Origin of the sequence: Psychrobacter sp. JB385 (genome assembly GCF_900163785.1) — a bacterium.
Taxonomy (GTDB): domain Bacteria; phylum Pseudomonadota; class Gammaproteobacteria; order Pseudomonadales; family Moraxellaceae; genus Psychrobacter.
Genome location: NZ_FUKN01000014.1, coordinates 320,649 through 347,220 on the forward strand (window position 1 = coordinate 320,649; position 26,572 = coordinate 347,220).

23 protein-coding genes and 4 tRNA genes are annotated in these 26,572 nt (G+C 44.8%); 12 read left to right on the top strand and 15 right to left on the bottom strand.

Features of this window, described 5'->3' with window-relative positions; translation table 11 throughout:
• Window positions 1-7 precede the first annotated feature (7 nt).
• On the bottom strand, window positions 8-1,333 hold the full coding sequence (locus CZ794_RS12480) for a D-amino acid dehydrogenase (RefSeq protein WP_087041924.1): 1,326 nt from the start codon (window positions 1,331-1,333) through the stop codon (window positions 8-10).
• A 91-nt stretch (window positions 1,334-1,424) separates the two neighbouring features.
• The gene (locus CZ794_RS12485; protein WP_087041925.1) at window positions 1,425-2,177 is read right to left on the bottom strand and encodes a folate-binding protein YgfZ; all 753 of its coding nucleotides are present in this window, start codon (window positions 2,175-2,177) and stop codon (window positions 1,425-1,427) included.
• Window positions 2,178-2,503: 326 nt separating this feature from the next.
• On the opposite strand from CZ794_RS12485, the gene CZ794_RS12490 reads away from it, so the two are divergent.
• Together CZ794_RS12490 and hemL are read left to right on the top strand one after the other, a co-directional pair.
• Entirely contained in the window at window positions 2,504-2,857 is a 354-nt protein-coding gene (locus CZ794_RS12490) for a zinc ribbon domain-containing protein YjdM (protein ID WP_058025320.1), read from the top strand.
• Between the two features lie 106 nt (window positions 2,858-2,963).
• Window positions 2,964-4,265: a glutamate-1-semialdehyde 2,1-aminomutase gene (gene hemL / locus CZ794_RS12495; protein WP_087041926.1), complete on the top strand. Its 1,302-nt coding sequence runs from the start codon at window positions 2,964-2,966 to the stop codon at window positions 4,263-4,265.
• Window positions 4,266-4,333: 68 nt separating this feature from the next.
• Here the strand turns inward: hemL and CZ794_RS12500 are convergent, their stop codons facing one another.
• Window positions 4,334-4,768 (bottom strand): DUF962 domain-containing protein, encoded by a 435-nt coding sequence (locus tag CZ794_RS12500; RefSeq protein WP_087041927.1) that lies wholly within the window; start codon window positions 4,766-4,768, stop codon window positions 4,334-4,336.
• A 418-nt stretch (window positions 4,769-5,186) separates the two neighbouring features.
• Here CZ794_RS12500 and ppx point away from each other — a divergent pair, with 418 nt between their 5' ends.
• From ppx to CZ794_RS12525, 5 genes are all read left to right on the top strand, one after another.
• On the top strand, window positions 5,187-6,713 hold the full coding sequence (gene ppx, locus CZ794_RS12505) for an exopolyphosphatase (protein WP_087041928.1): 1,527 nt from the start codon (window positions 5,187-5,189) through the stop codon (window positions 6,711-6,713).
• Between the two features lie 186 nt (window positions 6,714-6,899).
• The gene (locus CZ794_RS12510) at window positions 6,900-7,703 is read left to right on the top strand and encodes an acetyl-CoA carboxylase carboxyltransferase subunit alpha (RefSeq protein WP_087041929.1); all 804 of its coding nucleotides are present in this window, start codon (window positions 6,900-6,902) and stop codon (window positions 7,701-7,703) included.
• Between the two features lie 127 nt (window positions 7,704-7,830).
• Complete coding sequence (tilS, locus tag CZ794_RS12515; protein ID WP_087041930.1) at window positions 7,831-9,399, top strand: tRNA lysidine(34) synthetase TilS; 1,569 nt, start codon at window positions 7,831-7,833, stop codon at window positions 9,397-9,399.
• 178 nt (window positions 9,400-9,577) lie between these two features.
• The gene (gene proC / locus CZ794_RS12520) at window positions 9,578-10,411 is read left to right on the top strand and encodes a pyrroline-5-carboxylate reductase (RefSeq protein WP_087041931.1); all 834 of its coding nucleotides are present in this window, start codon (window positions 9,578-9,580) and stop codon (window positions 10,409-10,411) included.
• Window positions 10,412-10,493: 82 nt separating this feature from the next.
• Window positions 10,494-11,063 (top strand): YggT family protein, encoded by a 570-nt coding sequence (locus tag CZ794_RS12525; RefSeq protein ID WP_087041932.1) that lies wholly within the window; start codon window positions 10,494-10,496, stop codon window positions 11,061-11,063.
• Between the two features lie 154 nt (window positions 11,064-11,217).
• Here the strand turns inward: CZ794_RS12525 and CZ794_RS12530 are convergent, their stop codons facing one another.
• Window positions 11,218-12,012: a hydroxymethylpyrimidine/phosphomethylpyrimidine kinase gene (locus CZ794_RS12530; RefSeq protein WP_087041933.1), complete on the bottom strand. Its 795-nt coding sequence runs from the start codon at window positions 12,010-12,012 to the stop codon at window positions 11,218-11,220.
• A 331-nt stretch (window positions 12,013-12,343) separates the two neighbouring features.
• Between CZ794_RS12530 and CZ794_RS12535 the strand changes: the two genes are divergently transcribed.
• The 3 genes from CZ794_RS12535 to CZ794_RS12545 all read left to right on the top strand — a co-directional run bounded on the left by CZ794_RS12535 (window position 12,344) and on the right by CZ794_RS12545 (window position 13,536).
• Window positions 12,344-12,433: transfer RNA gene (locus CZ794_RS12535), tRNA-Ser, on the top strand.
• Between the two features lie 184 nt (window positions 12,434-12,617).
• Window positions 12,618-12,694, top strand: a tRNA-Arg gene (locus tag CZ794_RS12540).
• 179 nt (window positions 12,695-12,873) lie between these two features.
• Window positions 12,874-13,536, top strand: coding sequence for an RDD family protein (locus CZ794_RS12545; RefSeq protein WP_087041934.1), 663 nt, complete (start codon window positions 12,874-12,876; stop codon window positions 13,534-13,536).
• A gap of 57 nt (window positions 13,537-13,593) precedes the next feature.
• Here CZ794_RS12545 and CZ794_RS12550 read toward each other — a convergent pair whose 3' ends face one another.
• The 11 genes from CZ794_RS12550 to CZ794_RS12600 all read right to left on the bottom strand — a co-directional run bounded on the left by CZ794_RS12550 (window position 13,594) and on the right by CZ794_RS12600 (window position 23,090).
• Entirely contained in the window at window positions 13,594-14,571 is a 978-nt protein-coding gene (locus CZ794_RS12550; protein WP_087041935.1) for a calcium/sodium antiporter, read from the bottom strand.
• 264 nt (window positions 14,572-14,835) lie between these two features.
• Window positions 14,836-15,216: an aspartate 1-decarboxylase gene (gene panD / locus CZ794_RS12555; RefSeq protein WP_010196068.1), complete on the bottom strand. Its 381-nt coding sequence runs from the start codon at window positions 15,214-15,216 to the stop codon at window positions 14,836-14,838.
• A 98-nt stretch (window positions 15,217-15,314) separates the two neighbouring features.
• Window positions 15,315-15,896 (bottom strand): aminoacyl-tRNA hydrolase, encoded by a 582-nt coding sequence (gene pth, locus CZ794_RS12560; RefSeq protein ID WP_087041936.1) that lies wholly within the window; start codon window positions 15,894-15,896, stop codon window positions 15,315-15,317.
• Between the two features lie 173 nt (window positions 15,897-16,069).
• On the bottom strand, window positions 16,070-16,753 hold the full coding sequence (locus CZ794_RS12565; protein WP_087041937.1) for a 50S ribosomal protein L25/general stress protein Ctc: 684 nt from the start codon (window positions 16,751-16,753) through the stop codon (window positions 16,070-16,072).
• Between the two features lie 426 nt (window positions 16,754-17,179).
• Window positions 17,180-18,127, bottom strand: a complete 948-nt coding sequence (locus CZ794_RS12570; protein ID WP_087041938.1) for a ribose-phosphate pyrophosphokinase — start codon at window positions 18,125-18,127, stop codon at window positions 17,180-17,182.
• A 110-nt stretch (window positions 18,128-18,237) separates the two neighbouring features.
• Window positions 18,238-18,313 (bottom strand) — tRNA-Gln (locus tag CZ794_RS12575).
• Between the two features lie 239 nt (window positions 18,314-18,552).
• Window positions 18,553-18,628, bottom strand: a tRNA-Gln gene (locus CZ794_RS12580).
• A gap of 171 nt (window positions 18,629-18,799) precedes the next feature.
• Window positions 18,800-19,378, bottom strand: a complete 579-nt coding sequence (locus CZ794_RS12585; RefSeq protein WP_143515727.1) for a hypothetical protein — start codon at window positions 19,376-19,378, stop codon at window positions 18,800-18,802.
• A gap of 1 nt (window position 19,379) precedes the next feature.
• Window positions 19,380-20,336, bottom strand: a complete 957-nt coding sequence (gene ispE / locus CZ794_RS12590; RefSeq protein WP_087041940.1) for a 4-(cytidine 5'-diphospho)-2-C-methyl-D-erythritol kinase — start codon at window positions 20,334-20,336, stop codon at window positions 19,380-19,382.
• A gap of 61 nt (window positions 20,337-20,397) precedes the next feature.
• Window positions 20,398-21,024 (bottom strand): lipoprotein insertase outer membrane protein LolB, encoded by a 627-nt coding sequence (lolB, locus tag CZ794_RS12595; RefSeq protein WP_087041941.1) that lies wholly within the window; start codon window positions 21,022-21,024, stop codon window positions 20,398-20,400.
• 140 nt (window positions 21,025-21,164) lie between these two features.
• Window positions 21,165-23,090, bottom strand: a complete 1,926-nt coding sequence (locus CZ794_RS12600; RefSeq protein WP_087041942.1) for a tetratricopeptide repeat protein — start codon at window positions 23,088-23,090, stop codon at window positions 21,165-21,167.
• A gap of 533 nt (window positions 23,091-23,623) precedes the next feature.
• On the opposite strand from CZ794_RS12600, the gene hemA reads away from it, so the two are divergent.
• Both hemA and CZ794_RS12610 read left to right on the top strand, forming a co-directional pair.
• Window positions 23,624-24,979: a glutamyl-tRNA reductase gene (gene hemA / locus CZ794_RS12605; protein WP_087041943.1), complete on the top strand. Its 1,356-nt coding sequence runs from the start codon at window positions 23,624-23,626 to the stop codon at window positions 24,977-24,979.
• Between the two features lie 455 nt (window positions 24,980-25,434).
• On the top strand, window positions 25,435-26,571 hold the full coding sequence (locus tag CZ794_RS12610) for an aminotransferase class V-fold PLP-dependent enzyme (RefSeq protein WP_087041944.1): 1,137 nt from the start codon (window positions 25,435-25,437) through the stop codon (window positions 26,569-26,571).
• Window position 26,572: the final 1 nt, after the last annotated feature.

The window sequence follows — 26,572 nt, forward strand, 5'->3', positions numbered from 1 at the left end:
GATTAAGTCAGCTGTTTGTACCCACAAAATCAAAATCAACGTTGGGCGTTTCGCCTTGTATCAATAAGCTGATGGCTTTTGCAGAGCCGCAAGCATGCGTCCAGCCTAATGTGCCATGCCCCGTATTGAGCCATAGATTATCAAAAGTGGCTGATGTGTTATGACTGCCATGTTTGACTTGACCACAGTGTGCACGTCCAATCAAAGGTACGTTCGAGGGAGTCATGGGGCGCAGTCCTGTCCAATATTGCACCGAGTTTGCGATAATGCCTTTGGGAAATAATTGCTGCACGCGACGAGTAATGGCCTCACAGCGTGTGGCATTTAAGTCTAAATTATAGCCATTAAATTCTGCTGTCCCTGCCACTCGTAACTTATCACCCAAACGTGAAGTCACCAGCTTAAACTCATCATCAATCAAGCTAACAAAAGGGGCTAAATGCGGCGCTCGTGGATTGACGGTATAGGTGGCTGAATAGCCCTTTGCTGGAAAAATAGGTACATGAATGTCCAGTGGTTTTAACAGAGGGACGCTATAGCTACCTAACGCGACCACATGACTATCAGCCGTGAAAGTCTGCGCATTTTCGCCTTTTGGGCGAATGGTAATACTGTGTATATGAGGTTTTGCAGAGTCAGTATCGGTGTTGAGTGCCAAGATATCAGTATCATATAAGAACTGTACACCAGCATCAATGCAGCGCTGTGCCAAGCGCTGGGTAAAAAGATGCGCATTACCAGATTCGTCACGGCTGGTATAGGTCGCTCCAGTGAGCTTATGCGCAATCGGGTAGAGGGCAGGTTCCAAGTTAACGGCATTATTGATATCAATTACATGGCGCTCACAACCAAGCGCTTGCATGCGCTCAGTGGGTTCAATCGCCGCATCAAACTCCGCTTGGCTGGTATAAAAGTGCATGATACCGCGTGTTTGCTGCTCATACTCGATACCGATATCGGCGCGTAGCTGTTGTAAGGCATCGCGAGAATACAACCCTAAGCGTACCATTTGCACCAGATTGGCATCGGCGCGATCAGCGCGGCACTCTTGCAAAAATTGCATGGCCCATTTGAGCTGATCCTTGTCAGCACGCAGACGGAACAGCAACGGCGCGTCTTCTTTAAACAGCCACTTGAGCGCTTTGATCGGGGTGGCAGGATTGGCCCACGGCGTGGCATGTGAGACGGAGATTTGACCGCCATTGGCAAAGGACGTCTGCATCCCTGCTGCGGACTCACGCTCGATCACGGTCACATCATAGCCTGCTTGACGTAGATACCACGCGGTGGTCACGCCCACCACGCCTGCTCCGAGTACCGCAATATGTGTCATGGGATTCTCTATGCTCATGTTAATCATGACGGCAGCCGTATATTAGCCTAACCTCACCGTTGCTGCGCCGCCTATCTGTTTCAGCTTGCTTTTACTTTGGGCGCGCAACATCTACCTGTAGTGCTGCTGGCAAGTCCAGTATGCTAAGCGTGCTTTCTGCCAACTGTTCAGGACGAGCAACGACAAGGGCAGTAAAGCCATTGCCATTTTCCATCGCATTGACCACTTGGATTTTGTCTAGCTTGTCGCCTGCTGCTGGCACCACGTCGCTATCTTTTACGTAATGTAAAAATGCTTTTGGCGCAGATTTAAAATAAATGCGGGCAATGACTTCTTGACCCAAGTAGCAGCCTTTATCATAGTCCATGCCGCCGCGTTGATGCAGACGCAGCTCTTGCGGTTGGAACTCGCCTTGAGTCGCAGCGACAATCCAATAGTTACCAGTCGCTAGGCTGCACGCCATCCAAGCCTCAGTATCTTCAGCGGTATTGTGGTCGTCCTTATGACTAAAGGTTGGTTCGTCTGCTAACACACACGGATAAATCGCGATCGACTCGCTGGTATCAAATTTAGAAAACGCGCCAAACTTTTTTAAATGAGCTTGTAAGGCATCTGCACAATCGCTGCTGATGACCACATCGTAGTGCTTTTCGGCTTGTTTCTTAATCCAAATACCAAATTCGATCCGACCTTTTAGATTACAAATAGCCGCTGCTTGATAGCTAAGCCCAAGTTTGGTGACATCGCAGGTCAATTGCCCTTGCAAGAATTTTTCGGCATCCTCGCCTTGCATGGTCAACTGTGAAAACTGCGGCAAGGCTGAGGGGTTCGGAGATTGTGTCATTGTTATTATCCTTCTGCTGAATGCTTAAAATATAGAGATGAAATCGAAGCGATAAAAATTATAGGTACGCTTTAATATAGACGCTGTTGTTACTTACCATGTCACTGACAGAATGCGCGCGTATAAATTGATATAAGGTTAAGAAGAGTACCACAAAAATGATGTCACAAAAACGTCATCAATAAGTGGGGCGCTTAAGTGTGGGTTAAGCATTAAATTGGGCGTAGTGCGGCATTTTCAACGGTACAAATTGGTTAAAAATGGCGAGTTACGGTACAATGTTCGCTCTACAATAAACCCAACGTCTGATGACTGCCGAGGATATGATGAGCTTACCAAATTGCCCGAAATGTGATGCTGAATATACGTATGAAGATGGTGCGTTACTGGTATGTCCGATGTGCGCTCACGAGTGGACAGCAGCTGAGACGGATGCGGCGCAAGCGGAAGAGCAAGATGCTGTGATTCGCGATGCCGTTGGCAACGAGCTACAGGATGGCGATGCCGTTACGGTCATTAAAGACCTAAAGGTCAAAGGCTCTTCACTTGTCATTAAAGTCGGGACTAAAGCAAAAAGTATCCGCCTATTGCCAGACGCAACCGATGGTCACGATATTGATTGTAAACTCGATGGCTATGGCCCAATGAAACTTAAATCTTCTGTCGTCAAAAAAGCGTAAATTGTAAAAATGTCTTGAAAGATTCGATAATAAACAAATATAAGACTGACGACATTTAAAAAATACAGAACTTACAGAATACAGAACCTATAAATAGAGAGTAGCTATGAGTACTAAAAACGAACAGCTCTTTGCACAAGCCCGCAAGCATATCCCAGGTGGTGTGAATTCACCCGTCCGCGCCTTTGCAGGGGTCGGTGGTACGCCAATCTTTATGCACCGCGCCAACGGCAGCAAGATTTATGATACCGAAGACAATGCTTATATCGATTATGTGGGCTCTTGGGGCCCAATGATTTTGGGTCATGCCCATCCAAAAGTCATCGACGCGGTAAAAAAAGCGGCCGATGATGGCTTGAGCTTTGGAACACCAACGCCGTTTGAAACGACGGTTGCTGATAAGATTTGTGACATCGTCCCGAGCGTTGAGATGATTCGCATGACCAGCTCTGGTACAGAAGCGACTATGAGCGCGATTCGTTTAGCACGCGGTTATACTCAGCGTGACAAAATCGTCAAGTTTGAAGGTTGCTATCATGGCCATTCGGACAGTCTGCTCGTGAAAGCAGGCTCAGGGATGCTTGATATCGGCGAACCAACCTCGAAAGGCGTTCCAGCCGATTTTGCGAAGCACACCATTACGATTCCTTATAATGATCCGCAAGCGATCAAAGACTGCTTTGAAAAATGGGGTGATGAGATCGCTTGCGTGATCTTAGAGCCAATTGCTGGCAACATGAACATGATCATTCCAGCGCAAGAATTTCATGATACATTGCGTACCCAATGTACTGAGCATGGCGCAGTATTGATTTTTGATGAAGTCATGACAGGATTCCGCGTGGGTCTTGGCGGCGCGCAAGCATATTTTGGTATCACGCCTGATTTGACCTGTTTTGGCAAAATCATCGGTGCAGGTCTACCAGTTGGTGCGTTTGGCGGTAAAGAAGAAATCATGTCCTGTATCGCACCGCTTGGTGGCGTTTATCAAGCGGGTACGCTATCAGGTAACCCACTTGCGATGCGTGCTGGTATTGCGATGTTTGAAGACTTAACAGCAGAAGGCTTTTATGAAGACTTAGCTGCCAAAGTCGATCATTTGGTCGATGGTTTCCAAGCGGCGGCGGATAAGCATGGCATCAATCTGCGCACCAATAAATTGGGCGGCATGTTTGGTATGTTCTTTGTCAAAGACGCTGATACCAAAACCCCAAGTAACTTTGATGATGTGACAGAGTGCGACATGGAGGTGTTCAATACGTTCTTCCACGGTATGTTAGATCGCGGTATTTACCTAGCGCCGTCTGCGTATGAAGCGGGCTTTATGTCGATTAAGCACAGTAATGAAGATATCGATGCGTCGATTAGTGCTGCTGATGAGATATTTGCAGAGATGGCAAAGCGTTAGTTTGACCGCTCAATGCTATTTTTTTAAAAGTAAGTGGTTTTAAACCATGACCAGCACCAGTAACTCCCTTACTGTGCTGGTTTTTTTCTGGCTCTGTCGTATTTGCGATCTTTTAGACTCAAATTGCCACGTAGCACATCACTATACATGTGAAAGTCGCTGGCAAAGCTTTTGAGTGGAAACTTAAACGAGGCCGGTTTGTTTTTTTCAAAGAAAAAATGACCGACCCAAGCGCAAGCATAGCCAGCAGCGATGCCTTTTAATAAAGGCGCTGGAGAACGGTCTTTGACAGATTTTGCTAAACCCAATAGACCAAAGCTGCTGCCAGCAAAATGCAAACGGCGGCAGGCCATGTTTTGATGCTCATTCAAATAAAAGTCGTAAAAATTCTGTTTTATCGAAGGATCGGCTTTTATAAGGTCTGTTTCGGCAGTCTTGCTGGTGTAATCGTCAGTCTGAGTGACTGCGGTTTCGGTTGAAAGCGATGTGTCATTAAGCGTCATGGTTTAGCATCCTTGCTAGTCATTTATTATATATCACGTATGATGTACCCATTTATATGGCAATCAAAACACATTTACGTAGATATTATGGCGGCTTTTATCTTTACTTTATATTTATAAATACCCAGTAAGTAACTGTTATATATTATAATTTTCTTAAATTTTAATGTAGCAGACCAACCTTGTGAATACAAGTCACAGATGCGCCGCATGCGTCTATTATTTCAGCAATGGTATGTTTGTCCTGATGTACCAGTCTTGTGTCTCTTGCCAGTTTTTGGCATAAATGCTTTAATGGTGGCAATTACATCGGTTCGCATAAATGTCATGTTTTCTGCCCGTGTAATTTCTATCTGTTCTTTGTCTCATTTTTAACCCCTCTTTTTCCTATTTATCTGACATGGTAACGATTTCTCCTATGCCTATTGACTATCTTAAAAATCCACCTCTCACTGACGATGAGATGATGGCAGCTATCGATATCGGTTCCAACAGTTTTCATTTGGCCATTGCTCGTCTTGATCATGGTGAGGTGAGAAAAGTAGTTTCTATGTCTGAGAAAGTTCAGCTGGCGGCTGGACTGGACGAAAATAATATCTTAAGTGCGGCCGCTGAAAAGCGTGGTCTTGAATGCTTAAGCCGTTTTGTGGCACGCTTGGATTCGGTGCCGCCAGAACGCCTTCGGGTGGTAGCGACGAACGCGCTACGACAAGCCAAAAACTCCAACGAGTTTATTGCTCATGCCAATAAAATTTTGCCAAAGCCCATCGAGATTATTGCAGGGCGTGAAGAGGCGCGATTGATTTATTTGGGCGTCTCTCACACCAATGCCAGTAGCGACAAGCGCTTGGTCATTGATATCGGGGGCGGTTCAACAGAATTTATCATCGGTCAAGGATTCGATCCGCTATTGACCGAAAGCTTACAAATGGGTTGTGTGGCTTTTACGCAAAAGTATTTTGCGGATGGTCAAATTACCAAAGAAGCCTTTACCAAAGCCATGTCAGGGGCGCGCAAAGAAGTGCTCGCTATCAATGGTCGTTACCAAAAAATGGGCTGGACCAGTGTGGTTGGGTCTAGTGGTACCATTAAAGCAGTACGCAACGTTTTGGTATCCAAAGGCTGGGCCGATGAGCAAGAATGCATCACCTATAAGGGCGTTAAAAACCTCGAAAAATTACTGCTAAAAGCAGGTCATGTTGATAATATTGATCTAGAAGGGGTCAAAGAACACCGCAAAGCCATCTTTCCGGCAGGCGTGGCAGTACTGCGTGCTTTGATGCAAGTATTGGGTATCGATACCATCAGTTATTCGGACGGGGCCTTACGTGAAGGCGTCATGTATGACATGCTTGGACGCTTTGCGAGCGAAGATGTGCGTGACCGTAGTGTGCTCGCCCTCATCAAGCGGTATTCAGGTGACAAAAAACAAGCCAAACAAGTGGTAAAAACCAGCCGTGCTTTGTTTAAGCAAGTGAAAAAAAGGTTGCTGCTGAGTAGTGATGATGGGGATTTGCTCAGACGTGCCGCGTTCTTGCATGAGATTGGCCTTGCGATCAGTCACAGCAGCTATCATAAGCACAGTGCTTATTTGCTTGAGTATTCAGATATTCCAGGGTTTTCGCAAGTTGACCAAAAGCGTATGGCTCAGCTGATGCTCAATCATCGTCGTAAGCTCAAAGCAGATATGCTAGAGCAAACTTATAACATCGGTGGTGATCAGCTCGTTTATTTGTGTCTACTGCTGCGTCTTGCGGTGCTGGCACATCACAGCCGTAGCGATCAGGAGTTACCAGAGCTAAAACTAGACATCATCGAAGATAATTGCTGGCAAATCACGGTGGCCAATAATAGTGAACACTACGCGTTTTTGCTGCCTGACCTTTATACTGAGGTTGACCAGTTCGCTAAGTGGGGCGTGAAGCTAAGCATTGTTGCTGCTTAAAACGATAGGCGGTTACTATTGTAATGAGGGCGTTAAAGATTAACGTAACAAAAGCTGCTTTGTCAGTAATGCCATGCCAAATAAGATGTGCTACTATAGCTTCTATTGAGTTTACAACTGTACTTTCATTATCTATATATAGATAACGATACCATTATTATGTATAACGATTAAAGGGAAGCGTCTATGAGCACTGTCTGGGATAGTGTGCAGCTTGCACGACATGCCAAGCGTCCATTATTTATGGACTATGTTAATCAGCTATTTACTGAATTTGATGAGTTGCATGGCGACCGTGCTTATGCTGATGATAAAGCCATTTTGGGCGGGCTTGCGCGCTTCGATGGCAAACCTGTGATGGTCATCGGTCAACACCGTGGTCGCAGCACGCGTGAGCGTATTGCTCATAACTTCGGTATGGCAAACCCTGAAGGGTATCGCAAAGTGATTCGTTTGGTCAAAATGGCTGAGCGTTTTGACATTCCGGTGATGACGTTTGTGGATACCCAAGGGGCCTATCCGGGTATTGGTGCTGAAGAGCGTGGACAAGCGCAAGCGATTGCCGAAAGTATTGCCGTGTTTTCTAGCCTAAAAGTGCCTATTATCGTAACCATCATCGGTGAAGGTGGCTCAGGTGGTGCCTTGGCGATTGGGGTAGGTGACAAAGCCAATATGCTACAAAACAGCATCTATTCGGTCATCTCTCCTGAAGGTTGTGCCTCTATCTTGTGGAAAACCGCGGAAAAAGCACAAGATGCCAGTGAAGCGTTGAAACTGAATGCGATCAATCTGCATCAGATGGGTTTGATTGATGCCGTTATCGACGAAGGGGAAGGGGCTCATATTCAGCCGCAACCTGTCATGAATGCTCTAAAGGCGCTGATTGCTGAGCAACTGGATGAGATTAAAGATTTGGATGCTCAAGAGCGTTGTGATTTACGCTACGAGAAGCTGAAGTCTTTTAACTCAGATGTGATGTTACCTTGCTAGTTTGAGATCGTGCTTTTAATATAAGAGCGCCAAGCTTAATGCTAAAATAAAAACGTGTCATTTAATGGCACGTTTTTTTATGTCCGTAAGCTATATTCATATGACCATCAAATAAGCAGGGTTGACTATGACCAGCAGTGCCATCGTGCCACATCCCATTGAGCCCATAGCAGCGCTACCAAGCGATGCCAAATTGGCAGCGGCATTTTTGAGTAGCCTATCTGAATATGGTGCACGGTTGCATGGTCGGCGTATTTGGCTGGCATGTAGTGGTGGCCGAGATTCATTGGCGCTCGCGGCATTGTGTGTGCAGCTTTATCACCAAGGGACGTTACCGTTTTTGCCACAGCTTTTACATGTCGATCATCGCTTGCAGGTGGACAGCCAGCACTGGTCAATGCACGTGGCACAGTGGGCACACAAGCAGCAATTGCCATGTCATATATTGCAAGCACAAGTGAACGGTCATGATGAGCAAGCCGCGCGGCAAGCACGCTATGATGTTATGCGTGCCTGTATGAATCAAGACGATGTATTAGTCCTAGCGCACCACGCTGATGATCAAGCAGAAACGATGCTCATGCGTTTGATTCAAGGAGCAGGCGTCAATGGTCTGTCTGGTATGCAGCCTTGGCGAGTACAAACGCAGGCGGCACATCGCATTGTCTTGTGGCGACCGTGGCTTACCGTTCAGCGCGCCGATATCAGTGCTTATGCCACGCGCTTGCAGCTTCCCTATATCGATGATCCGACCAACGACACTGGCGATAATATACGTAGTGGTCTACGGCGGGACATCATGCCGGTACTGGCGAAATACAATCCCAATGTCATCGATAATATGGCTCGTAGTGCCCAGCTATTAAGTGATGCAGAAGCGACTGTACGTGCTCAAGCAATACAAGATGTACAGCACACTGCTATTGTCTCATTACAATTGTCTTCTGCTCAGCGGGTAATCGATATTGATAAGTTAATAGAGCTGCCGCTCCATCGACAGCGTCAGCTATTGCATCACTGGCTTGGTCAAGATGAGCCATTACCACCAGCCAAACAACTGATAGAGGATGTGCTACAGCTAAGCCAACGTCGTGATCATGATCATCAAACCGAGCTGTTTTGGCAAGGTCGCAAGCAGTCCTATAGCATTCGTCGCTACCGCCAGCAGTTGTATCGCTTAAGCGGTGATTGGCTAAAATGGCTTAAAATGCCACTTATCGAACAAACCCTTGATTTGGGGTCTGAGCGTTTATCTGATCCTAACCCTAGACGCATCACCTTGCGCTCTAGCAAGGGCTTTAGTTGGCAATTACACGTCACACCAACTGTATTGGCGCAGTCACTTGATGTTATCAACACTGATGAGACAACAAGGGTTAAAAAGGTATTAAAAATAGCCCCATTAGACCGTCAGCAGCGTATTCAAACCAGATGGTCTACGCGTCCACAATCAGGCAAAAAACTGTACCAAACGCTTGGTATTCCGCTGTGGTTACGCGAGAATTTGATGGTGGTAAGTGTGGTTTTAGAAGATGAAGCCAGTAATGATGCCATGACAAGTGAGCCAGTAAAAGATATCCCTATATTATTACTCTCTCCTTTTGAGCGCTGGCACTTGAATTCTGCTGATTCAGCCAATCCGCTCACAGAAAGTCTGCTCAGTGAGCTGGTAAAGAGTCATTTGAGTAGTCAATAGTATTCGTCAAAAAACGGATGAAACTATTTAATCGTATTGAGTTTTTTGTTACTTGATATCCGTTTTGGCCGCTTGAATTTCTCAAACGATGGCGGTAGCAGTATGTTAAACTGAGTGTCATTTTACCTAGCATTATGTTAGTTTTAATGCCTTTGAATTTTGCGAGTAGGAGACAAGTATGTCAGTATTAGATAACAAAAAAATCAGCTTTATTGGCGGCGGTAATATGGCGCAGGCCTTGATTAGCGGGTTGATTGGCTGCGGTATCCAACCGAATCTAATTACGGTTGCTGATCCTAATCTATCTGTACGTGAACAATTGGCAGCGAAAGGATTGAACACGGTTGATCCGACTGCCGATGCAAACGCAGCGGTTATCGATGCTGACATCGTAGTACTGGCGGTAAAGCCACAAGTCATGAAAGCGGTGATTGGCGCGTTTGCTGACGCCTTGAGCACCCAATTGGTGATTTCAGTCGCGGCAGGCTTATCGACGGAGCTGTTATCTAACATGTTAAATGGTTATCGCAATATTGTACGTGCGATGCCGAACACGCCTGCTATGATTCAGATGGGTGCAACAGGACTCTATGGTACGGACAATATCTCAGCCGAACAAAAAGAGCTGGCCACTGCGGTCATGGAAGCTTCTGGATTGGTCATGTGGGTTGAAGATGAAGCGCACATGCATGCAGTCACAGCGGTGTCAGGTTCAGCGCCAGCCTATATGTTTTACTTTATCGAATCGATGGTCGATAAAGGCGTTGCGCTAGGATTAGATACAGAGCAGGCGTCAGCGCTGGCACTACAAACCATGATCGGTGCCGCAAAAATGGCGATGGATAGTGAAGATGCACCCGCTGAGTTACGTCGCAAAGTGACGTCTCCAAATGGCACCACTCAAGCGGCAGTTGAATCCATGCAAGCCAATGACATTGGTCGCCAAATTGGTGAGGCCATGCAAGCTTGCTATGATCGCAGTCAGGCATTAAGTGAAGAGATGAGTAAGTAGATCACTCTATCAATACTGCGTCTTTATCCATGACATTTGTCACCCTACAACCTGTTAATAAGATCATATTGAGTAGCACTTCATGAACAACATGTTATTTCAAATCTTTGATTTGGTCACCACATTCGCCATGATGTTGGTATTTATTCGCTTTATGCTACAGTTTGCAGGAATGGATGCTCGAAATCCTATGATTGCGCCTGCTTATAAAGCGACACATATTGTCGATATGTTTGGACGTATTTTTCCAACCGTTGGGCAAGGTCGTATCAGTATCGCTGCCATCGTACTTATGTTTTTGATTCGTCTGATTGATATTTCAGGGAAAGCGGCGCTCACGCACAAAGGAATTGCACCAGTACCCTTGTTTTTTACAGGGACAACCAGTTTGGTTTTAGATTTCTTACGTCTATGCCGTTATTTGGTGATAGGGTCTATTATCGTCAGCTGGATTGTGGTGTTTACCCGATCTGAGCACCCCATCATTGGTATTATTATCAATCTTGCTGAGCCTATCTTAGCGCCGTTTCGTCGTATCACACCCAATTTGGGTATGTTGGATTTGTCACCGATGGTCGCTTTTTTTGCTTTTTACTTGCTTGAGATATTTATTGGTGGTTTGACCGCCAACTTTATGCCTATGCTGGGTTAGGCTGATGTCAGTGATCATAACCAGTACTGATTATTTATAAAATTTTAAACCACAAAAGGCGCTCTATGCAGGTAGAGCGCCTTTTTTCTGTCAGTTGAACCTGTTTAAGATAGCGCATCATCTGTGCGGTTATATGAATAGAAAAGCTAATATATTAAACGCGGACAAAGCGATTGGGTATCAATTGGGCATCGGGGTTGTCAGGATGCGGAACGTCAGCGGCGCGTAGTGTCTGAGTAATCCAGCTGTCTGCTGCTTTGACGGCATCAATAAGCGTATCTCCCATGGCTAAGCGTCCCGCGATGAAACTGGCGAGCGAGCAGCCTGACCCGTGAAACTCTCCCTCTAAGCGCGGCAAAGTACTTTGATGTACCATCTCGCCTTTGACATACAGGTACTGCTCGATATCACCGCTATCAAAATCGTGTGAGGTTTTGACAAGGACTGCATGCGTACCTTGCGCGCATAGTTTTTGTGCCCCAATGTGTAGATCTTGCTCACCGCTCAAAGCGCGTAGCTCATGACTGTTGGGAGTCACGAGAGTGGCGTAAGGCAACAGCTTCCTGAAGGCGGTCACCAAGGTTTTTTCGTCCCCCAAGCTACCGCCACTGTTGGCGACCAGCACAGGATCTAACACAAAAGGCACGGTATCAGCGATGATGCACTCAGCAAATAGAGCGGTTAGCATGGCGATGTTGTCAGTTGTGCCGAGCATACCAGACTTGATGACAGCGACTGGTAAATCTTCGAGCACTGTCGTGGCTTGCGCCTTGACCAAGCTTGCAGCACAAGCGTCAAAACCAAATACTTGCTGTGAGCTTTGTATGGTAATCGCTGTACAGGCGACAGTAGCGTAGGCACCTGCTTGCCCGATGGCCTCAATATCTGCTTGTATTCCAGCACCGCCTGAGGGGTCCAATCCTGAAAAGCACAATACCACTGGTCGCATATCATATCCTTTTACACGGTTTAAAATGAATAGCAAATACTATAGCCACCTGCTCGCGAAAAAGCCATAGTCGGTCAAATACTGCACTTAGAGATAAGGCACATCAATGAATATCATGCTAACAAGTCAAAAGACGGTTTTTGCCATAGTTTTATCTGCTAAGATGGCTATAGAGGCTTATAAATAAATAATTATGCGAAAACGCTCATAAATCTGTAGACAACGCTTGCAATTCGTTTTGGCTTTGCTATAATACTCGCCCACGGCATAAGACGTATTGTTAGCATCAATACTATGTTTATAGATTTTTTATAGATGTCTTAAATCGTTCGGTGAAGTGGGTGAGTGGCTGAAACCAGTTCCCTGCTAAGGAACCATACGTGTAAGCGTATCGAGGGTTCGAATCCCTCCTTCACCGCCATTTATTCAGTTGTTATTAGAGTAATAAAGCAATATATTGGCGTTAAGTATTTTTAGTTATTAGGTTCAAATTTTATTTGATTTTAATAAAAAAAGATGTTGACACAAGCGATATTATCTATATAATAGCCAACCTAATTTACTGAAATTGTTTTTAACAACTCGGTAAATGATTTGCAAAGTACGCGCTTGTAGCTCAGTTGGATAGAGCACTTGGCTACGAACTAAGGGGTCGGGAGTTCGAATCTCTCCAAGCGCACCATTTTGCATAATCAACTAAATCAATCGCCTGTCTTATGACAATTGGCGATTTTTTTATGTCTATAGATTTTGTCAATTATCATTGTTTTGTGACGCAGTGGCACTTTAGGATAAGGTACGCTAAGACAGTTAATTACGGTACAATAGAGTCACTATTCACTGCTTGCTATGAGCTTGTCCATGTCAAAGAGTTTACCCAAACGTCCAGCAAAAGCGGCCAATAAATCCATGCCTAAGCGCAGCCCCTCTACGCAACCACTACCTGATGAAGAACCAACGATTGCTAAGCCAACGACTCGCGTTGTAGCGATTATCTATGATGGCATGTTAATCTTGGCATTATTGTTTTTGGTTGGGACTATACTCACTGTAGTGGGTACGGTGCTGACGATGCAGACAGGAACACAATCATCGCAAGCACAATCGCTGCCGACATGGTATCAGAACCTGATAATGACGCCATCTTTTGTGCTAACGTTGGTCGCGTTCTATGGCATATTTTGGCGCCGCGGTGGGCAGACATTGGGCATGCAAACTTGGCGCTTAAAGACGGTGAACAACTCAGGTCATTTGCTGACGTGGGGGCAGTCGTTTAAGCGTATCTTAGCGGCATGTTTGATGCCAGCACTGTTTGGTATTATTGGTAGTCTAATTGGTGGGTCACGTGCTTTATTATTGACCAGCGCTTTTTTGGGTTTGATATTTAATTACGCATTTTGTGTGTTCAATCGCCGTGGTCTTGCGGTACAAGACATGCTATCCAACACCATCACCCTAAAAATGCCGAAAGTCGCACATGAAGGGTTATGGAGTGGATTCAAAAACCGTAAAAAAAACCGGTAATACTCAGTAAAAAAAGGTCTGTCGTTCATTTAAGCATGTTATTTTGAAGAGTAAAAACTACATATTGACGGTTTGAATAAGCCATCCTGTATAACCGACAAAAAACAGGACCAGGGTGGCACCAGAAAGGCGACCAAACTTACGCTTGGTCATATAGGCAAAAACACACAGAGCAACGAGCAATAAGGTAATTGCGCCCATTGTCAGGACGTCACGCGACAAAATAACAGGGTTGACAGTGATGGGTGCAATCAATGCTGCCAGACCAACGACGCCCAGCGTATTGAATATATTGGAGCCAATAATATTGCCCAGTGCCATATCGTGCTCGCCCTTACGTGCCGCTGACAAGCTCGATACAAGCTCAGGCAATGACGTGCCGACAGCGACAATGGTCAATCCAATAATCAGCTCGCTCAATCCCCAAAAAGTGGCCAGCTCCACCGCGCCCCAAACGATGGCACGTGAGCTTGCGACCAGCATCAATATGCCGATAAACAAGGAGGTAAGGCCTCGCGCAACGCTTTGTTCGGCCTTTTCTGCGTCCATCTCTGTTACTACATCGTCTTCATGTTCATGATAGCCTTCACGCAGGCTCAGAAAAATTTGCATCCCCAATACCGCGATGAGTAACACCACTAGGACAATGCCGTCAACTGCGCTCAATGCGCCATCACGTAGCTGCCATGCTGCTATAGCGGTAATGCCTACTAAGATGGGTAGGTCGCGTTTTACGATAGCCTTACGAATGATAATAGGGCTGATCAACACGGTTGCACCTAGGACTAAAGCAATATTAATAATATTAGAGCCATAAGCATTACCCAGCGCCAACTCAGGGCTGCCTTCTAGTGCTGCCAGCACTGACACAACCATTTCAGGCGCTGACGTTCCTATGCCTAATATCAAAACACCAATCAAAAAGCTAGGGACACTGAACTTCTTTGCCAGTGTGGTCGCCCCATCAATAAAAACATCCGCACTCCAAACCAAAATTGCTAATCCAATGAGTATCGCAATAACAGCCAGCCACATTAGTATTGTTCCTTATCAGTTATAAAACATTGTCATAAAAAATATAAATTGCCTAGGGTGTGTTGTTTAGATTTTAAGACCACTCGCTGTATCAATAGGCTAATTGATGACACACCCTAAGCAGAAAGGTATAAAAAAAGCTGAATCTGCATGTGGATTCAGCTTTTATATTAGTATATAGGTTTTGAATAAATAATAACAATAACTTCAACAGTTTAGTTGGTCAGTTATGTCTATTCTGTCAGAAGGCATTGTGGTTTTAACTTAAGCCACTTGGACAGGAATGATGTTGGCGGTGTCTTTCACTGTGTTGTCTTCGTTGCAGTAGACAAGCTTTGGTTGATAGGTTGATGCTTCCACTTCATCAAAATGGGCGTAAGCGCAGATAATGACGATATCACCTAAGTCTGCCATATGAGCGGCAGCACCATTTAGTGAGATAATCCCAGAGCCTGCTTCTGCACGGATAGCGTAAGTGCGAAAGCGCTTGCCATTGGTCACATTGTAGATATCGATAGACTCATTTTCACGTAGCCCAGCGAGATCTAGCAGATCACCATCGATACCGCATGATCCTTCGTAATGCAGTTCGGCATGGGTAACACGGGCACGGTGTAACTTGCATTTAAGCATATTAAGTAGCATAGGTTGCTTCCTTAGCGTAGCTGATATTAGTTAACTAAATCAAAAGGTTAATAGAGATTAACTTGCTAAAATAAAAGACTGCTGACCTGTATATGGTGTTACTCAGGCAATTTAAAACCATTGATTTGTGCACGCGCCTTTTCGACATCACCAGCTAACAATAAGGGTAATGCCTCAAAAGCAGCCGTCAAAGCGCTATCGATGGCAATCTGCTCATTAGGAGCGGCTTTGGAAAGCACATGGCCACTGACTTTGGATTTGTGACCTGGATGCCCAATACCAATGCGCAGACGATGAAAATCATTGCCGATATGAGGCGTGATATCTCGCAGACCGTTATGACCACCATGTCCACCATTGGTTTTGAGCTTGATACTGCCAGCAGGAATATCGAGCTCATCATGAGCAATCAATAACTCATCATTATTGATGCCATAAAAGTTGACCATCGGCACCACTGACTGACCAGACTTATTCATAAAAGTTAATGGCATCAATAGACGCACATCAGAGCCATGAATGCGTCCGCGACCCGTTACCCCATGGAATTTTTTGTCATGGGAGAGGGCGATGTTAAATTCCTGAGCCAAATGATGGACGAACCAAAATCCAGCATTATGCCGCGTAAACATATACTGTTCACCAGGATTACCAAGACCGACGATAAGCTTTATGGCCATAAAAACACCCTGCTTAAATTTGATAAATAAGGATAAGGTTTAAAATATTGATAGACAGTATATTCTCAAACCCTACTTACAAAAACAGCAGGAGATCTGAATCACCTGCTGTTTTTTGACTGAATAAATCATCTATCATATACACTACAACAAGTAGCTATATAAAGGAGTGATTACTCGCTGTCTTTGTTTTCTTCAGTACCGTCGTTTTGCTCAGTAGCTGGTACTTCATCAGCATCAACGTCGTCAGCTTCTTCGTCAACTTCTTCAACCGTTGGTGGCTGCATGTTAACGATAGTGCGGTCATGGCCGTCTTCTAGCTCAAGCTCATGAATCACAACACCTTCAGGAAGAGTGATGTCTGATAGGCGGAACAAATCACCGATTTCCATACCAGATACATCTACTTCTAGATATTCAGGTAACTGTGATGGTAAGCAAACAACTTCGATATCAGATACTAGCGTAGATAGTACACCAGCAGCAGCTGTACCCGGCGCTTCTTCACGACCAACAAAATGCACAGGAACGTTCATGTGGATTTTTTGGCCTTTTACAACGCGCTGAAAATCAGCATGCATTGGGAAGCCTTTTGCAGGATGACGCTGCAAGTCTTTGATAACGGCTTGATGCTCTTCACCGTCAACAGTGATAGTCAAGATGTGTGAGAAAAATGCTTCAAACTCAAGCGCTTTTACCAACTCGTTTAGCTTGATAGAGATTGCTGTTGGCTCTGCGTTGCCACCATAGATGATAGCAGGAACTAGGTTCTGCTTACGTAGGCGGCGGCTCGCACCTTTACCTTGTAGGTCAGCAGAACGATCAACTGCATTTAGCTCAAAATGATTAGTGCTCATGGATATAATCCTATAAAAAGAATGATGAAGTGTCTGGTCATAAAAAAGTGGATTTGCGACCAATCCACTAATGGGTGATGATAGCTAAAACCTGTAGTTGCTGATAAAACAGACAACACTCAAATTTTGCCATTCGCTCACTATAACGATTGATATGTCTATTACAGTCATTAAAAATCGTTATTGCTAAGCTTGATCAGCACTTTTGGTAATATCGACCTGACAAAGTCAAAAATTGGTCGATACAGGCGCGCATTATACGTGGTTTTGTAATAATAATAAAGACCTACGCAAAATGACTGTACAAACTATTGCGTATAAAAAAACGCCAAGTGAGCACACTTGACGCTTTTTATGAAACTACTGACGATCTATTATCGTGCATATGATCACAAGCATTGTAATAATGCCGGTTAAGTTTTGAGCTTAAGAATCAAACATCGCACTAATAGATTCTTCATTGTTAATGCGGCGTAAGCTTTCGGCAAGCATCGGTGCAATACTTACCTGACGGATTTTGCTACAAGCCTTGGCTTCAGCAGATAATGGAATCGTATCAGTCACAACCACTTCGTCTAGCGCAGATTCGCTGATGTTTTTGAGTGCATTACCCGATAGGACAGGGTGAGTGATATAAGCTAAGACGCGGCGTGCGCCGTGCTCTTTTAGTGCTTCCGCTGCTTTACACAGTGTACCCGCGGTATCAACCATATCATCAACAATCACACAATCACGATCACGGACATCACCAATGATGTGCATTACTTGTGACTCATTGGCACGCGCACGGCGTTTATCGATAATTGCCAAATCCGTATCGCCCAATTGCTTCGCCATTGCACGCGCACGAACCACACCACCAACGTCAGGTGAAACCACCATGATGTTGTCATAGTCCTGTTTTTGTAGGTCGTTCAGGAGTACTGGCGTACCGTAGATGTTATCTACAGGGATATCAAAGAAACCCTGAATCTGATCTGAGTGCAAATCAACCGTCATCACGCGATCGATACTGACGATGTTGAGCATGTCAGCGACGACTTTAGCAGAAATAGGCACACGAGCTGAACGCGGGCGACGATCCTGACGAGCATAACCAAAATACGGCATGACGGCTGTGATACGGCCAGCACTAGAACGACGCAGAGCATCGGCCATCATCATGATTTCCATCAAATTATCGTTGGTCGGTGCACAAGTAGGCTGCATGATAAACACGTCTTTACCGCGTACGTGTTCTTTGATTTCCACGGCAATTTCGCCATCAGAAAAACGCGTGATGTCAGCTTTACCAAGAGGTATATGAAGGTGATCGGCTACGGTTTTTGCTAATTCTGGGTGGGCATTGCCCGTAAAAATCGCCAAATAAGGCATGACAGAAGTCCTATTGATTGACTCAAGCAGCGACCGCTAAGCAGTGACAAACTGCTCAAATTAAGAAAAGAGTGGTGAAAAAAGTTGAAGTATACTATTACAGTAAAAAATGGCAGGGGTAGCTGGACTCGAACCAACGGATGTCAGGATCAAAACCTGATGCCTTACCAACTTGGCTATACCCCTGTAATGTCTAGGCTGTGGACTCCGATATCTAATAATAACCAATTAGTCACTCTTAGAATGGGCTCACGACCTGTCAGTTATCTTGTAAACGATTGAGCCGTCTAAAACATAACTTTTCCCTAGCGGTGTCCATTGCGAACTATACCGAAACTGGGATAACGTTGTCAATGACATTAAGATAAGTGACTGTTTATAAGCCGCTTATAATAAATCCATCTCAAACGCTTTGTACTAAAAAATGGCAGGGGTAGCTGGACTCGAACCAACGGATGTCAGGATCAAAACCTGATGCCTTACCAACTTGGCTATACCCCTATTGTGGCGACCTATTATAAGTAAATTTTCAGATTTTGCAAGTGATTTGCGTTTTTTTCTAGGATTTATTCAAAATTCAGCTAGGCAAGGTGAGTTGTATCAGTATAAATGTATCAAATAAAAAGTTTCACCAAGCTTTTGAATCGCAATTTGATAGTGCAATATATATGTCTATATTTGAGGATTTACTACTCTACCACTCATAAATACCGCAGGCTCTGTTAGACACGCTGTATTTTCAGTATCTTCGATAACGATATCACCTTTTTGCAAAAAATAACTTCCTATACGGTCTTTAATTTTGCCACTCGTAAGAACTTCCTCACCCAGTTTAACCTTGGTCCCCTTTAAAGAAATAGAGTTTTCATTCTCAAACAGAATGGCTCTATCTGGATAAAAAATAGGACTAAGATACTTATCATCGTTCTGAAAAAAGTATAAGCAGTTATCTTTTATAACGTATTTGCCTTTCAAAACAAAATTGATTTCGCGCATTGAAAGAGCCGGTGCGTAAGTAAATAGTTCAGCAGGTGAACTGGTTTTACGGTGCTGCTCAGAAGTAGATATATTCTGAGAGTTATCTTTTAATTCAATTCCTAGATGCGGTGGTAAAATTACATTATCAGACAAGCGCTTGGAATTAGGTTCATCATAAGATTTAGGTAGCGATGTACACCCAGTTAGACTCAATGACAAGCAAACAAAAACCGTACCTGTTATTGAGCGTTTTTTTAGATATAAAGCATTCACGTTATAAACTCCCCACCACATATCCTGCACAAGGCGCACCCTTAACCCACTTTACCAATAGCTTTTTATCAGTAGCAACACTGGTATCCAAAGGTAAAAATACTGCACTACCAGAGCCAGTCATGCGTGCTGTACCTAGTGCTTGTTGCTCTAACCCTTGCAAATAGTTCAAAGCCTCTTCAACAGCAGGAGCAAGGCTTGTCACTACTGGGGTAAAGACATTGTGATAAGGCGTATTCAAATTTTGAACATAATCATTGGATTGACTTTGAATAATATCAATCGACAGGGGAGCGATGTCTCGTGACAGTTTAGGATGGGCAAATAGTTTGGCAGTATTGACATGTGCATCAGGCGTTAAGACTAAATACTGCTGGTCAGGCAGGTCAATGGCAGTCAATTCTTCACCAATACCCATGGCAATGGCATCTTGACCGAAGATAAAGATTGGCACGTCTGCGCCGACCTTTGCACCAACTTTTATCAGCTCGTCACAAGTGAAATTCAGCTGCCAAAGCTCGTTGAGCACCAGCATAGTCGTTGCGGCGTTGGAGGAGCCACCGCCCAATCCTGCGCCCATTGGCAAATGCTTGTCTAAAACGACAGTGACTTGTGCCAACTGCTTAGGTAACGCATCTGACTGTATGGCAAAGGCGAGCAATGCACGCGCTGCTTTGAAGATTAAATTGTCTTCTATATCGGCAGTGATACTCTCAGCACCAGCCAATATTAATAGCTGATGACAGAGTGTGTTAGCATCTGATTCACTATTAGCCGTTTGCATCACAGCATCGTCAGCCACCGAAAAATGCAAACAATCGCCCCAATTGAGAAGACGAAAAACGGTTTGCAAATTATGATAGCCGTCAGCTCGCTTGCCCGTAATGTGCAAAAACAGATTGATTTTTGCAGGGGATAAGCGGCTGATAGTAGAGGCAGAAGTTAAGGGATTAATCATAAACAACGATCTTAATAAACACAAAAAGCCAATTCATTAATACCAATTCGTTAATAATAGTTTAATGATTGATGGTCATCACAACTTTATTACCTTGTGACTGTACCGCACTGATTTTATTGGGCAGCTTGTCATCGCCTTTATACGTGAAGCTGGCACGCCATTCGCCATTGACCGAGCTGATTAAGCGATTTTGAGCATCAAGCTGTGGGGCGCTGTCTGACGGCGCTGGGCGACCAGATATCCAATAGGGTAGTTGTGAGATGGGCGCTTTCCAACCAGTGGCTTTTTGCAATAAAGTCTCAGGATCATCAGCAGTTAAGGTGCCTGTTTTTTCGCTGACTAGGGTGGCAGTTTGACCATTGTATTCGATGTTGGTTTTACCAATACCCAATGCGCCAATCAGCTCAATGGCAAAGCGATCATTTTCTTGTCCCCACGCATAAAACGCACTGCCGCCTTGGCTTCCTGTGGTGTCATTGGCCGGAGTAGTAACGCCGATTTTACCTGTGATGTTGAAGTTTTCAAGCTTCTTAGGCTGGTCTGCGTTTTGACCTTGCATCATGGTTGGTTGATTGGTCGCATTCGCAGTCTTTAACGACTGACAGCCAGAAGTAATCACCATTGCTGCCGTCAAGGCAGAGAACAAAGCTAACTTATTGGTTTTGTAAAAGGGACGTATTGACATAGTGCTTCCTCAAAAATGGACAAAGTGACAAAAGATTAGCTTAATTCTTATTTGTTACTCAGTTATACGTGGTTGTTAGCTTCTTATAATAGCCTTGTAATCGTAAAGTCTGGACGCTTTATCTGGTATACCATAGATGATTAATACAGTTGTATACGGTCACTGATATTGCTTTGTCCAAACGAAAAGCGCTTCTGCAAATCTGCCAGCAATGTCTCGACTTTGTCATTGTTGCCTAGGCCTTGATAAGCGCGTAATAACAAGGTGCCTGAGCGCAAGGTTGGGAACACATCATAAGGTGTTTGTAAGTAGTCGATGACCTGTTGATAGTCTTCGTTGGCCAATGAATTACTGGCCAGCACATTGAGCGCTTGCAAGTGTAGATCATTGTCGTAACGCGGGTCATCATATCGAATTTGAATGATAGCCGTGGCTAACGCCAATCCTTGTTCAGAGCTGCGTTCGTTGGCGAGGAGGAGTTGGGCGTAACTTAGCTGATAAGACAAGTTGCTCGGGTCTAATGCCTGCAAGTGGTTGAGCAATGTACGTTTGACGATATAGTCGTTTTTGTCATCAAGCAGCTGGGCACGGGCAAATAGCAATGCTTCGTTATCAGGGTATTTACGAGCGGCGCGTGTCAAGAGGCGAAGCGCTTCTTCAGGCTCATTTTGCTGCCATAAAATATCGGCTTGTAGCACGTAGGTGTCAGGCGCGAAGACACTAAAGTCTTTACGCAGTTTTTCTAGTGTGGCGATCGCCGCATCGGTATCGTCATTTAACAGCTCAAACGCCACGACTTTTCTACGTGCTTCTAGTACCAAATCCTCTTGCATGACACTATTGAAATAACGTTTTGCTTGCTCAACGTTTTGCTGACGCTCAGCACTGATACCCAGATAATAATAGGCACGATCCAGATAAGCTGGCGTTTTGGCAAGCGTGTTCAATAGTTGATCGGCGCTGTCGTATTTTTCAATATCCAAACTGACCAACGCTGCCAATAAAGTGATTTCTTCGTCATCTCTGAACTGACTGTGAGCTTTAAGCAAAAGTTGCCATGCTTCCTGACTTTGTTTGATGTCCAGCAAGTAGCGAATCTCATATAAGTACAAGCTTTTACTATCAGAATTACGCATACGTGCTTGATTAAGGTAGTTAACCACCGTCTCTGAGGTGACGATTTTGCGCAATATGTCGGCTTTTAAAGTAATAAAAGGTACGTAGTCAGGCTGACGTTCCAAAGCGCGATTGATATGTACGATGGCAATCTCAGGCTCATTGAACTGATAGAGTAGGCCAGCTTTTAAAACAGACAATGACGCGTTTTGTTCGCTATCTAGTGGTTGTAGCGCGGCGAGCAATTCACGTTTGTCTTCATCATTGTTTGGATAGATGCCAATCAGAATTTCGCTCAAATCCGCGCGAGGGTCATAACGTAAAATACGGTTGAGTGTCTCACCAGCCAGCAGATAGTCATGCGCTCGAAGTGCGAGATGCGCGACATAGAACCATGCAGGCACATGGTCAGGATTCTGATCTTGCCATGCTTTGGCAAACTGCAACGAGTCCTCAACCCTTTCACTGCGTAAAGACAGACTCAGCGCTCTCTCAAACACCGCAGTCGCATCGTCTTTGAAGGATTGCTGTTTATAGATAGCGAGGGCTCGTCGTTTGTCATCACGATCTGCGGCAAATTCGGCATCCAATAGCGCATATAAGCTTGGCTCTTGCATCTCAGGTTGCCAAATACTCGTCGGTGCTAAGCCATTGATATTGTCAACGGTTTCTACAGGCTGTGTTTGGTCATCGCTGGGTGCGTTTATAGACGTTTTAGAATCAACAAATGGTGTGGATATCTCGGGCAAATTCGCCTCTTGTCCCAAGTCTGCATGACTGGCATGTGCTGGTGTCATCAGGCACAGACAAGCGGCCAAAGACAACGTCAGCTTGTAACGTCGATATAGGCTATCCATAATGACACGCCGCAAAGCACGGAGGCTAAACGATTTGCCATTGATAAGTAATAATTGATACTGTGATTGAAACACTGACCCAAAAAAAATCATAGATAGCCATATTCGCCCATTGCTTATCCATTGTGATAAAGCAATTTTATTTAATCATGTCAACCAAGTCTTGGTAGTGAGTACTCATTACAAGCATTATACGAGGAGAACAAGACGATAAACAATAGTGTCCATGTTACTTGATAGTGGCAGCAATCTTGCTACCAAGCGCATTTTTATTCTGTGTGATCTGCTTTGACCAAAATTCGTCGCATATTTAGCTGTCGAAAACTACTTTAAAACGATAGCAAGTTATCAGATATTAAGCGATCCATTTATGCTTATATCTATAATCGCACCTCAAAACGTGACCATTGGTTTTATCAATCATTAGGGTAGTTGATTTGTAATATCTGCGCCCAGATACAGGCAAATACGCCTCATAGAGGGGTGAGTATTAATTAAAGCCAGCAATAATGATATAATAAGCGATTTTTAGGTTCTTTCTCTCAGTACTGTTCATCAGGATTGCCTTTTGGTAAAAAAAGACAGCGTGATAGGCAGGCGAGCATCATATTTATGGTCTATTGATAATGAGATTAGTGGTCATTGGGGTCAATCACAAAACTGCACCAGTTGCTCTGCGCGAGCGTTTGGCGCTTGTGGGTGACGACGTGAATGTTGCTCTCAAACAATTAGAGACTTTCACTGATGGTAGCGTGATTGTATCTACCTGCAATCGCACTGAGATTTATGCCCTTGTCCCTGTCATGCCAGAAGCTGTGGCAAAATCTGAGACGCAAGAAGCCGCTGTAAGTGGTAGCAGCCACGTTTCTGCTGCTGTCATCAGTGCCCACATTGTCAAAATTAAAACTTGGTTGGCTGAGTTTAAGCAATTATCACTCATTGATATCGATCCATATCTTTATGTCCATCGTGATACGCACGCATTGACCCATTGGCTAAGAGTCGCGGCGGGACTTGACTCTATGATATTGGGTGAGCCGCAGATACTCGGTCAAATCAAACGCTCAGTACATCTTGCGCAAGAGCAAAAAGTACTGAGCAATCAGCTTGGCTGGATCGTCGATCAAGTGTTTGCTGCTGCTAAACGTGTGCGTAATGAAACCAAAGTTGGCGCGCAAGCCGTGTCTCTCAGTTTTGCGGCGGCCAAGCTGGTAACACAAATATTTGATGACTTGCCCAGTCGCACGCTATTGATTGTAGCTGCAGGCGAGATGAATCGTTTGGTAGCCACGCATATCGCTGGGCTGGGGGTTGGGCGCGTGATAATCTGCAACCGTAATCCTGAGCGAGCAGAAGCACTAGCCGCTGAGCTGCGTCATCCTAACCGCCGTGTGGACGTCAGAACCCTACAAGAATTGCCTGATGTATTGGCAGAAGCAGATATTGTCAGTAGCTGTAGCGGCAGTATGGACTTGTTGATTGATAAAACCATGACCGTACAAGCGCTTAAGCGCCGTCGTTATCAGCCCATGCTCATGATTGATTTGGCTGTGCCACGTGATATTGACTCCTCGATCAGCCGTATAGATGATATCTATCTATATTCTGTTGATGACTTACAGCATGTCATTGCTGGCAATATTGAGCAGCGTCGCCAAGCAGCCGTCGATGCTGAACTGCTGGTGAGTCAATTGGTCGTTGAGGTGGATCGTCGCTTTCAGGTACGACAAGTGGGTAAAGACATTCAGCAGTATCGTGCGCATACTCAAGAGAAGGTCGATAAGCTGCTACACGCTTCTATTGCCAAGTTGCAGCAAGATGACGCCAGTCCTGAAGAGATTCTCATCGAGCTGTCACGTCGTCTCACTCAGTCGCTGACCCATTCGCCATCCAAGCTGATGCGTAAGGCAGCCCGCGAAGGGGACAGTGAGCTGCTTAATTTTGTCGTATCAGGATTAACAGATACTCATCGTGGTCGCTGATTTATATCTCATCATGTATTGCTCAAAATTATCGCTCATTTCTCGCTATAGAATTAGTGATGTTTTTTTCTGCCTTTACTATCAGTAAACCATTCCGCTCACTCAAGCCTCTTCAATATCTTTTGCATTAACATCGGCAAGCTTAACGCTATTGATCCTTTTTTTCTGTATCCATCATAAAATTGATGCTTTTATTTGGTATGCTCTTATTAACCATCGAAAAAACTCATGAGTACAAGACACCTTTAGCAATGACAGTAACGCTAAGATATAGTGCTATATTGTCATCTCTGCTTTGCGTTTTACATGATTGATGTTGGCAGCACTGTATTTGTTTTATATGAAACATAGTGCCAGCTGACTTATCCAAGTAGTCGGTATAACCGTACCAGAGTTTTGTGGCAGCCAATTTTAGAGAAATATTCAATGATCTAACTATAAATAAGGAGCGTCCTATGACGGCATTACGTCAAGATATTGACCCAAACGGCTTATTAGAGTATTCAGTAGTCTATACTGACCGTGCTTTGAACCACATGTCGCAAGTCTTTCAGCAAGTAATGACTGATTTATCAAGCGAGCTAAAATCAGTATATAACGCTGACGCCGTTGTGATTGTGCCAGGTTCTGGTACTTATGGTATGGAAGCAGTGGCGCGTCAGTTGGCAAACGATGAAGATTGCCTCATTATCCGTAATGGCTGGTTCAGTTATCGCTGGACGCAAATCTTAGAAAAAGGCAAAATCGCCAAGTCATCTACGGTGTTAACCGCAGAGCGCGCAGACGACAGCGAGTCACCAAGACCATTTGCACCAGTGGATATCGACACAGCAGTCGCTAAAATTAAAGCGGAAAAACCCGCGATGGTTTTTGCGCCACATGTTGAGACGTCGTCAGGCATGATTTTGTCAACAGACTATATCAAAGCATTGAGCGCTGCGGTTCATAGTGTGGGCGGTTTATTGGTTATTGACTGTATTGCGTCGGGCTGTGTTTGGTTGGATATGAAAGCGCTGGGTATAGATGTTCTCATCAGCGCACCGCAAAAAGGCTGGAGCAGTACCCCTTGTGCGGGTCTTGTGATGCTCAGTGACGCCGCGGTTAAAAAGGTAGACAGTACAGAATCAGATAGCTTTAGCTTAGATTTGAAGCAATGGCTGACTATCATGCGCGCTTATGAGAATGGCGGTCATGCTTATCACGCCACCATGCCCACCGATGGCTTACGCCAATTCCGTGACACGCTATTAGAAGCCAAAGAGATCGGTTTTGAGACATTATGCGATGCGCAATGGGAGCTGGGTACACGTATCCGCAAGGTATTGGCAGACAAAGGCATAGAAAGCGTCGCGGCTGAAGGCTTTGAAGCGCCAGGTGTGGTCGTCGCTTATACTGATCGCGATGATATGCATAAAGGTAGTGCTTTTGCTGAAGCAGGCGTGCAGATTGCTGCTGGTGTCCCTCTCAAAGTTGGCGAGCCTGATAACTTTAAAACGTTCCGCTTGGGTCTGTTTGGTTTGGATAAATTGACCGACATTGACGGTGCGGTGACACGCTTTGAATCAGCGCTAGAAGAGGTGCTGGCTCACTAAT

Coding starts and splice junctions, on each gene's coding strand:
- CZ794_RS12545 (WP_087041934.1), top strand. CDS start 12,874: ATGTCAAAGAGTTTACCCAAACGTCCAGCAAAAGCGGCCAATAAATCC.
- proC (WP_087041931.1), top strand. CDS start 9,578: ATGTCAGTATTAGATAACAAAAAAATCAGCTTTATTGGCGGCGGTAAT.
- CZ794_RS12485 (WP_087041925.1), bottom strand. CDS start 2,177: ATGACACAATCTCCGAACCCCTCAGCCTTGCCGCAGTTTTCACAGTTG.
- CZ794_RS12565 (WP_087041937.1), bottom strand. CDS start 16,753: ATGAGCACTAATCATTTTGAGCTAAATGCAGTTGATCGTTCTGCTGAC.
- CZ794_RS12610 (WP_087041944.1), top strand. CDS start 25,435: ATGACGGCATTACGTCAAGATATTGACCCAAACGGCTTATTAGAGTAT.
- tilS (WP_087041930.1), top strand. CDS start 7,831: ATGACCAGCAGTGCCATCGTGCCACATCCCATTGAGCCCATAGCAGCG.
- CZ794_RS12600 (WP_087041942.1), bottom strand. CDS start 23,090: ATGATTTTTTTTGGGTCAGTGTTTCAATCACAGTATCAATTATTACTT.
- CZ794_RS12550 (WP_087041935.1), bottom strand. CDS start 14,571: ATGTGGCTGGCTGTTATTGCGATACTCATTGGATTAGCAATTTTGGTT.
- lolB (WP_087041941.1), bottom strand. CDS start 21,024: ATGTCAATACGTCCCTTTTACAAAACCAATAAGTTAGCTTTGTTCTCT.
- CZ794_RS12530 (WP_087041933.1), bottom strand. CDS start 12,012: ATGCGACCAGTGGTATTGTGCTTTTCAGGATTGGACCCCTCAGGCGGT.
- panD (WP_010196068.1), bottom strand. CDS start 15,216: ATGCTACTTAATATGCTTAAATGCAAGTTACACCGTGCCCGTGTTACC.
- CZ794_RS12500 (WP_087041927.1), bottom strand. CDS start 4,768: ATGACGCTTAATGACACATCGCTTTCAACCGAAACCGCAGTCACTCAG.
- hemA (WP_087041943.1), top strand. CDS start 23,624: ATGAGATTAGTGGTCATTGGGGTCAATCACAAAACTGCACCAGTTGCT.
- CZ794_RS12525 (WP_087041932.1), top strand. CDS start 10,494: ATGAACAACATGTTATTTCAAATCTTTGATTTGGTCACCACATTCGCC.
- CZ794_RS12480 (WP_087041924.1), bottom strand. CDS start 1,333: ATGACACATATTGCGGTACTCGGAGCAGGCGTGGTGGGCGTGACCACC.
- CZ794_RS12510 (WP_087041929.1), top strand. CDS start 6,900: ATGAGCACTGTCTGGGATAGTGTGCAGCTTGCACGACATGCCAAGCGT.
- CZ794_RS12490 (WP_058025320.1), top strand. CDS start 2,504: ATGAGCTTACCAAATTGCCCGAAATGTGATGCTGAATATACGTATGAA.
- ppx (WP_087041928.1), top strand. CDS start 5,187: ATGCCTATTGACTATCTTAAAAATCCACCTCTCACTGACGATGAGATG.
- ispE (WP_087041940.1), bottom strand. CDS start 20,336: ATGATTAATCCCTTAACTTCTGCCTCTACTATCAGCCGCTTATCCCCT.
- CZ794_RS12570 (WP_087041938.1), bottom strand. CDS start 18,127: ATGCCTTATTTGGCGATTTTTACGGGCAATGCCCACCCAGAATTAGCA.
- pth (WP_087041936.1), bottom strand. CDS start 15,896: ATGGCCATAAAGCTTATCGTCGGTCTTGGTAATCCTGGTGAACAGTAT.
- hemL (WP_087041926.1), top strand. CDS start 2,964: ATGAGTACTAAAAACGAACAGCTCTTTGCACAAGCCCGCAAGCATATC.